This window comes from Pseudomonas sp. LFS074 (genome assembly GCF_047978165.1).
GTDB classification, from domain to species: domain Bacteria; phylum Pseudomonadota; class Gammaproteobacteria; order Pseudomonadales; family Pseudomonadaceae; genus Aquipseudomonas; species Aquipseudomonas putida_P.
This window is the reverse complement of sequence record NZ_JBFPFV010000008.1, coordinates 1-7,840: the sequence shown is the minus strand read 5'-3', so window position 1 is coordinate 7,840 and position 7,840 is coordinate 1. Positions and strand designations below refer to the sequence as shown.

The window sequence follows — 7,840 nt, the reverse complement described above, 5'->3', positions numbered from 1 at the left end:
GCGATGGCTTCATGCAGGTTGATCCAGACAGGCCGCATACCATTAGCGATTTCGTGGCTTTCCATTCTCACCGGCTCTAGCTGGGGCGCTACTTCGCATTGATAAAAATGCGAGGTCATGTGCATCAGATCGTACTGTGGCTTTTGGTAGGGCCGGTACTCCTCGATGTAACCGTAGTGCTGGAGCACCTGTATTTCACGAGCACCAGTCTCTTCCTCAAGCTCACGCTTCAGGCCTGCGACAATGTCCTCGTCACCATCAAGGCCGCCTCCAGGAAAGCTGAAATCGTTATAGCGCTCGGTGAACAGCAACAGGATCTGTTCACCCCGCATCACGATGCCGCGAGCTGCATGTCGACGGAATACTCTGCCCTGCTTGGATTTCAGCTCGGGGTGAACAATTTCAGTTATGAGTTGCATGTGGTCTCGTAGCGGCAAGATCAGTTAGTCATCGTCCAGGGTGGCCACGGTATTTCCTCAGTTCTGGAAATACTGTGGCCAGTGGAACTGGCTCAGCGAAGCAGCAATAAGGGTACAGTGGATGTACGCAGCATCGTCGTGGTCGTGCTGCCTATCAGAAAGTGCCTGATGCGTGAGTGCCCGTACGCCCCCATGACCAAGAGGTCAATGCCGTGCTCTGCCTGATACGCATGCAGTGTGGACTCTACTTCGCCTGGGCGGATCTCGGAATGCACCAGCGAGCCGGAAGACGCAAGCGTGGTTCGTGCCTTCTCCAGCGCGTTCTGGTTGTCTTCAGAATCCGTTCCAACCATGACGATATGAATTGGCAGGCCTTCGCACAGCGGGCTTGAAGCAAGCATCTGTAAGGTCTTGTGGCCTGTTGCGCTGCCGTCAAATGCCACCATGACCGTTTCAGGTTTCCTGAAATGGCTGGTTGTAATCAGGGTGGGGCGGTGGATAGTTCGGACTATCGCTTCAATCTGGCTGCCAAGACTTTGGGCACTGCGCGTGCTGTCCTCACCGACTCTTCCAATCACCAGTAACCGAATATCGTCTTGGAGATCGCTCAGGCTCTCGACGAGATGGCCATGGCGCTGCTTCATATCAGGTGACATGGCGCCAGAGTGAACTGTTCGCTCGCGAGCTTTTTCAAGCATGTGCTGCCCATGCTCCAACGCCAGTTTTGCCCGCTGCGCATCCAGCATGGCCAACTCTTCCAGCAGATGTTCTCTGCTACCGAGACCGATATTGCCGCTGAGGTCAGCGGATGCAGGATATTTCTCCTTATCCAGCACATGAAGCAAGGTCAGGGGAGCGCTGAGTCGTTGCGAGGCCCATGCTGCGTAATCGCAGACCGCCAATGAGGATTGTGAGTTATCAATGCATGCCATTACGCGGGTCATTGTCGTTCTCCTTAGTGGCTCATGAGCTTGTCGATGGCACCGGGTTTGTCATGCACGCCGAAGCGGTCAACGATTGTCGCGCTGGCTTCATTGAGACCGAGCACTTCAACCTCAGCGCCTTCGCGTCGGAACTTGATCACGACCTTATCCAGCGCTGCGACGGCGGTGATATCCCAGAAATGCGCCTGTGTGAGATCGATGGTGACCTTGTTGAGCGCCTCCTTGAAGTCAAAAACCTCAGTGAACTTGTCCGCAGAGCTAAAGAACACCTGGCCCACGACGCGGTAAGTCCGATGCGATTTCGTCTCTTCAAGAGTGCTCTTGATATCCAGGTAGTGCCCGACCTTGTTTGCGAAGAACAGGGAGGCCAGCAGCACACCTACCAGTACGCCGTAAGCCAGATTGTGAGTGGCCACGACGACCACGACGGTCGCCACCATGACGAGGTTGGTCGACAGCGGATGCTCTTTCAGATTACGCAAGGAATCCCAGCTAAAGGTGCCGATGGACACCATGATCATCACAGCCACGAGTGCCGCCATAGGGATTTTGGAGAGCCACTCGCCAAGAAATACCACCATCAGCAGCAGGAAAACGCCGGCACACAATGTCGAGAGACGGGTGCGGCCACCAGATTTCACGTTGATGATCGACTGGCCGATCATGGCGCAACCTGCCATGCCGCCAAGCATGCCGGCAGCGATGTTGGCCACACCCTGGCCTTTGCACTCGCGGTTTTTGTTGCTGGTGGTGTCGGTAAGGTCGTCGACGATGGTCGCGGTCATCATTGATTCGAGTAGACCCACTACTGCCAACGCAGCCGAGTACGGGAAAATGATGCGCAGGGTTTCAAAATTCAGCGGAACTTCAGGCCAGAGGAAGATCGGGAGCGTATCAGGCAGTTGGCCCATGTCACCGACGGTGCGGATATCCAAACCGAGGTAAATGGCGATGGCAGTCAGCGTCAGAATGCACACCAATGGAGAGGGAATCACCTTGCCGATTTTCGGTACATACGGGAACAGGTAGATGATTCCCAGGCCCGCAGCGGTCATGGCATAGACATGCCAGGTGACATTGGTCAGCTCAGGCAATTGCGCCATAAAAATCAGAATCGCTAATGCGTTTACGAAGCCGGTGACTACCGAGCGTGAAACAAAGCGCATCAACGAGCCGAGCTTCAGGTAGCCGGCAAGGATTTGAAGTACGCCACATAGTAGCGTCGCGGCCAGCAGGTACTGGAGTCCATGCTCTTTTACCAGCGTAACCATCAGCAGTGCCATGGCGCCTGTCGCCGCCGAGATCATTCCGGGGCGCCCGCCGACAAAGGCGATGACAGCACAGATACAGAAGGAGGCGTAGAGACCGACTTTGGGATCTACCCCGGCGATGATGGAAAAGGCGATGGCTTCCGGGATCAGCGCGAGTGCGACCACCAGCCCCGCGAGCACGTCGGCACGGACGTTGGAAAACCACGTTTGTCTAAGTTTTTGCAGCATATAAATATCCAAGGCAAAGCATCGCGCACGCCAAGGGAGTGGCGAGCGAATCGATACAAATTCAAATTTTGAGGATTTTTTGCTGTGTGCTTAAGGTGTAAAACCAGGCGTACAGCAGTGAGCACCCGCGAGCGAGGCTAGCGGAAGCAGGTTGTTGCGAGGGGGCGTAGCGCTAAGGCGGCGTAGGCTGCCAGTAGATCGTTTGGAGTACAGTCATGCTGATGTTCCTGTAGCTCAAGGGGTATGCGGAGCCGAAGTATACAATGAAGCCATCGTCGATTGCGACCCGCTGGCAGGCTCTGCATGACCTACGTCAGATACAGGCTTATTCAATGGGTATACCTGCGGGCAAGGCTTTGTTTTCCACCCGTTCTTGTCCGAGCTGGTCTGTGTGCTGAGGGGTGGAGTTGGCCAGACGGTTACCCACGACCTGCCGATACCTATGCTGTAGGCATAGCGACAGGTTCTCCCCCCCGATCCATGGCGTCCTCCCCGCGTCTGACTCCCTCTTAATTTCACACCATCGTTCTGCGTAGCAGCGGGGCGATGGCACGCGGCTGGGCGCTGATCTGTCGAGGAATCATTTTCATGACTCCATAACGTTTTCAGGGACGGATCCAAGCTGAGCCTGCACAGCTGAAGGGCTTGAACGTAGGAGACAAGGTGAAATTTGGGTTCCGTATGGGGGGAAGCGTCGCGAAATCGTGAGCATTCAGAAGCAGTGATTTTCCAGCCTTAAATGATCGGGCAGGCCTTCGCACCGAGATGCTGACCACTGTCAGCAATGCGCACAGGCCTGTATGACCTGCGCAGATTCCTGCGAAGCAATGACTGCGTAAGCGAATTTCGCCAAACCTCCGCCTGCTTTCCATGCGCCTGATAAAAGATTTGGGTACGTCGATAACCGGCGTGCCTAGGGAGACAGGTAGACCGCTTATGGGCATGCGTTCTGGCAGAGCCTAGCTTGGGCAGCTAGCCAACCAAAGGCGCTGCTGTACAGATCTGGTAGCAAAGAAGCCCGCCTCGGCGGCGGGCTATCAGATGTCTCCAAGGGGAGGCTGTAGGCCAACAAGTCTCGGAGCAAGCGCTTGTAGGATACGCCTCTTGGCTCACGCCCACCAGCCAGCTCGACGGGAGCGAATGGTCCTGCGTTCTGACGGCATTTGAAGCGGCTTATGTGGGCCACGTCAATCGGCAGGGCAATCCGCCAAGACAAAGCAAGCTGGTTATCCCCAGGCGGTATACCCTCAGGGAGAGTCAAAGGCAAAGCTAGGGGTAAATCTAGCGGGTACTCACATTTGAGGGCAGAATCACCAGCTTCGCCTACATTGCACTGGGTTGAGGGGAAGGTGGTGGGAGCAGAGCTAGATCGGGTAAAGGATCGCAAAAGGAGCAGAGCGTTAATCGAAGACCTCTACCTCGACGCGAACCGAGTTTACGTAATCCACTACTCCTGCGAATCGTTTTATCAGAACGATACGGGGGAGTCGAAACGTGTGACCTCCATCGCCACACGAAACCTAAAAACCGGCCAGACCAAATCATGGTCCATCCATAAAGAAGCAGAGCTCAGCAAACAGCTCTCCAGCATGCAAGCAGAGCTCAATAAATTCGAAAAGTCGATGCTCAAAGGCTTTTTCCAATGGCTTGATAAGCACAAGGATTGCCGTTTCCTGCACTGGAATATGCGAGACGAAAATTTCGGGTTCTTTGCGCTTGAGCATCGCTTCCGGGTACTCGGCGGCAAACCCGTAGAGCTGCCGGATGACAAGAAGGTTGACCTTGCGCGTGAGCTGGTTGCGTTGTATGGAAGAAATTATGCCCCGCATGCCGATAGCAAGGGAAGGAAAGGCAGGATCATGGCATTAGCTGAACTCAACAATGCCAGCGACCAAGACGCGCTGCCGGGCGCTGATGAGGCTGCCGCCTTTGTGAACGCTGAGTACATAAAAATGCATCAATCGACCTTGAGGAAGCTCGATATGTTTGCGAACTTCTTCGAACGGACACATGACAAGTCCTTGAAGACGAAATCCAAATGGTACGAGCGGAACGGGGTGCACCCTGTTGTGTTGATTGAAATCGTCAAAGACCATCCGATCTACACGACAGTTATCGTACTGAGTGGCCTTGCCATAGCTGCCGTCAATTTCAGCCGTTTCTTGGAGCTTTTCAACTAGCTCCCCGTATCGGGTTCTGCGCTGTAGCGCAAGCGCCAGTTCACCACTCTTTGGGCCTCATTAGGAGGCCTGTAGGTGTATACGGGACTCGGGACGATTGGATTTAGAGAATTAAAACTCTCGCAGCGTTTAATTCCACGGGCTCCAGCCCGACGCCCGTAATTACCCCTTTCATTGGACCACACCTCGTCGGGGACGCAGCCGCTTGCCGTATGAAGGCAATTAGCCATAATCTTCGCCGGTGGCCGAAGCCACGTACAAAAACCAAGCATGGAGTAGCCTGATGAAAATCGTTTACCTCGTGATCGCAGCAGTCCTGTCGTTCTCCTCGGTCACTGCCTTCGCACATAGCGGCGGTACCGACTCCAAGGGTTGCCACACCAACCACAAAACGGGCGAGCGCCACTGTCACTAAGGCGGTCCGCAGGTCCTTCAGCGCTGGTGTTCTTGACCCTGAGGATGCCAGCCATAGAAGCAAAGCCAGCAGCTAAAGCAAGTTGCGAATACCCAGTAGCGCCACCAGGTGGCCGGGGTAGAACCAATAGCTCCACTGTTTGACAGGCACGACCTTGAACGGCAATGGGGCCCAGAACAGCGCCAAACCGAGCAGAGGTGCAAGAGCGGCGGTCGACAGTGCGAGGATGGCGAATGGTTCTAGTTGCGCTGCTTGCTCGAACAGGCCAGTTCGAGAGTTGGCAGCAGCACAGAGTGCGACGGGCAGTAACGCGAAAAGTTCGGGGCGCTTGATCGCGAGCACCAGAGCTGCCGGCACGAACACTCCATAAAAGCCGAACATCAACGGCTCGCTCAGCAAATAGGCAGCCAGAATCGCCCCGCCGGCCAGTACCAGGCTTTCGAGCGTCCGGTGCTGCACTCCCCAAGCGACCAGCAGACCCAACGCCAACGTGACCAGGACGTTGAATGTGCCTGAGGTGCTGACCATCCGGTATGGCACTTCTGATAGCGCCGCAAACAACACCAAAAGGGCGAGATACCGGCCATTACTCCGGATAAACAACTCACCAGGCTGGTTCCGCGAAACGTTGATGGCCACCGCCAAACAGAACAAAGGAAAGGACAGTCGGCCTAAGACAAACAGGTTACTGGTAGCCGGCCAGGCCAACCGCATGTGATCGAGCACCATCGTAATCAAGGCGATCCACTTGATCAGGTCCTGGCCCGTGTGCCGCTCTCTGTGACGGATGGGATCTGACGTCACGGCATGCTCCCGAGTACCAAAAGAGTCAGTAGCAAGTACCGCCCACCCTTGGCCAAGGTCACCAACAGTGTGAACCGCCAAAGTGGCTCGCGCATGACCCCGGCTACCAACGTAATTGGATCGCCGATAATGGGTACCCAGCTCAATAGCAGTGACCAGTATCCATAGCGCTGGTAGAAGACTTGTGCCTTCTCCAGCTTGGACTCCCTAATCGGGAACCAGCGCTTGTGCTTGAAGTGCTCGACGCCTCGACCCAAAAACCAGTTAACCACGGAACCCAGCACATTGCCGGCGGTAGCCACCGCGACAAGCGCCACGGGCAGGTACAGCTCAGACACTAGCATCGCGGCCAGCGCGGCTTCTGACTGCATGGGTAGCAGCGTGGCGGCCGCAAAAGCTGCCAGAAACAGGCCGAGGTAGCTGGTGAGCTCGAACACGGCCCTACAGGTACTTGGTAATTTGCTTGAATTCGTCCAGGGCCGATCGATCGCCCTTGCTCAAGGCTGCAACCGAGTCCTCAAGACAGTGGTCGATATGGTCCTGGATGAGCGTGCGCTTGGCCTGGCAGACGGCCTTTTCAACCGCATGCAGTTGCTGGGCAATGTCTACACACTCGCGCCCATCCTCGATCATGGCAATGATGCTGCGCAGATGGCCGTCTGCACGCTTCAGGCGCTTGATGATCGCCTCATGGCTCTGGTGAGTATGGGCATGGCCCTGTTCATCATCGTGCTGGTGATCATCGGACATATCTTGAGTCTCTGTCGGCGATACATTACGCTGGCGATGCTATCCCCCCCAGGGGGTTAGGTCAAACGTGCAACGTTGCTGTTGAATCAGCGTCATAGGCATCTGAATGTCCCGTCGTTTCCTGTCATCAGCCATCCTCGTGGCTTTGGCTATGGCCGTTATGCTGGCCTGGACGGGGCACGCCTATTCGTTGGCAGTACCGACTCAAGTCGCTGCCCAAGAAGCAGGGAACATGAAGCATGGGCATGACCATGGCGAGGCCTCATGGAGCTGCGCGCATTGCACTGACCACTATCATGCCCCGCTCACGCCCGACCACCAGCACGAGACCCCTCAGCTCTCTTCTGCTGCGCAACTGACACCTATCTTCGGCCCGTCCATGCCATTGGCCTGGTCAGGCAACTCGGTACCACACCCGCCTATCTTCCGAATCGAACGCCCACCTCGTCCTGCTTTTGCTTCCTGACCCTGGCCGCTTTGCGGCTCTCGATCACTGCAAAAAGGATTGATCCATGCGTTTACACTCGATAACGGGTGGGAGCTTGCTCGCTGTGCGTGCACGCCATCCCATCTGCCTCTTGTTCCTGTTCGTCGCGTCATTGCTTATCGGCATGCCGGAGGCATTGGCACACGCCGTAGCGGAAGGCGACAAGGGATTCATCCAGGAAAGCTCGGGGGTCATGCTGATCCCGTTCATCTACATGGGCGCCAAGCACATGATGACGGGCTATGACCACCTGCTGTTCCTGTTCGGCGTCATCTTCTTCCTCTACCGCCTCAAGGACGTGGGCCTCTACGTCACGCTATTCGCCGTTGGACATTCGGTCAC

General features: G+C 55.8%; 9 protein-coding genes. 3 read left to right on the top strand and 6 right to left on the bottom strand.

Annotated features, from left to right (window positions below; translation table 11 throughout):
• The 3 genes from ACNQP3_RS29045 to ACNQP3_RS29035 form a co-directional block, all read right to left on the bottom strand.
• A partial coding sequence (locus ACNQP3_RS29045; protein WP_416470697.1) for an NUDIX hydrolase occupies positions 1–419 on the bottom strand: 419 nt, incomplete at its 3' end.
• A gap of 92 nt (positions 420–511) precedes the next feature.
• The gene (locus ACNQP3_RS29040) at positions 512–1,363 is read right to left on the bottom strand and encodes a universal stress protein (RefSeq protein WP_264316680.1); all 852 of its coding nucleotides are present in this window, start codon (positions 1,361–1,363) and stop codon (positions 512–514) included.
• A gap of 11 nt (positions 1,364–1,374) precedes the next feature.
• Complete coding sequence (locus ACNQP3_RS29035) at positions 1,375–2,862, bottom strand: SulP family inorganic anion transporter (RefSeq protein WP_009684101.1); 1,488 nt, start codon at positions 2,860–2,862, stop codon at positions 1,375–1,377.
• A 1,496-nt stretch (positions 2,863–4,358) separates the two neighbouring features.
• Between ACNQP3_RS29035 and ACNQP3_RS29030 the strand changes: the two genes are divergently transcribed.
• A complete protein-coding gene (locus ACNQP3_RS29030; RefSeq protein ID WP_177336881.1) occupies positions 4,359–5,042 on the top strand; it encodes a hypothetical protein in 684 nt (227 codons plus the stop codon).
• A gap of 283 nt (positions 5,043–5,325) precedes the next feature.
• Positions 5,326–5,457: a YHYH domain-containing protein gene (locus ACNQP3_RS29025; RefSeq protein WP_016489890.1), complete on the top strand. Its 132-nt coding sequence runs from the start codon at positions 5,326–5,328 to the stop codon at positions 5,455–5,457.
• 72 nt (positions 5,458–5,529) lie between these two features.
• Here the strand turns inward: ACNQP3_RS29025 and ACNQP3_RS29020 are convergent, their stop codons facing one another.
• Genes ACNQP3_RS29020 through ACNQP3_RS29010 form a run of 3 tightly spaced genes read right to left on the bottom strand, consistent with a single transcriptional unit; the run spans position 5,530 to position 7,011 of the window.
• Positions 5,530–6,261 (bottom strand): TraX family protein, encoded by a 732-nt coding sequence (locus ACNQP3_RS29020; protein ID WP_012316919.1) that lies wholly within the window; start codon positions 6,259–6,261, stop codon positions 5,530–5,532.
• Positions 6,258–6,698 (bottom strand): YqaA family protein, encoded by a 441-nt coding sequence (locus ACNQP3_RS29015; RefSeq protein WP_012316918.1) that lies wholly within the window; start codon positions 6,696–6,698, stop codon positions 6,258–6,260. The genes ACNQP3_RS29020 and ACNQP3_RS29015 overlap by 4 nt, the downstream gene beginning before the upstream one ends.
• A 4-nt stretch (positions 6,699–6,702) precedes the next feature.
• The gene (locus ACNQP3_RS29010) at positions 6,703–7,011 is read right to left on the bottom strand and encodes a metal-sensing transcriptional repressor (RefSeq protein WP_012316917.1); all 309 of its coding nucleotides are present in this window, start codon (positions 7,009–7,011) and stop codon (positions 6,703–6,705) included.
• Positions 7,012–7,523: 512 nt separating this feature from the next.
• Between ACNQP3_RS29010 and ACNQP3_RS29005 the strand changes: the two genes are divergently transcribed.
• The coding region (locus tag ACNQP3_RS29005; protein WP_416470696.1) for a HupE/UreJ family protein at positions 7,524–7,840 on the top strand (317 nt) is incomplete at its 3' end.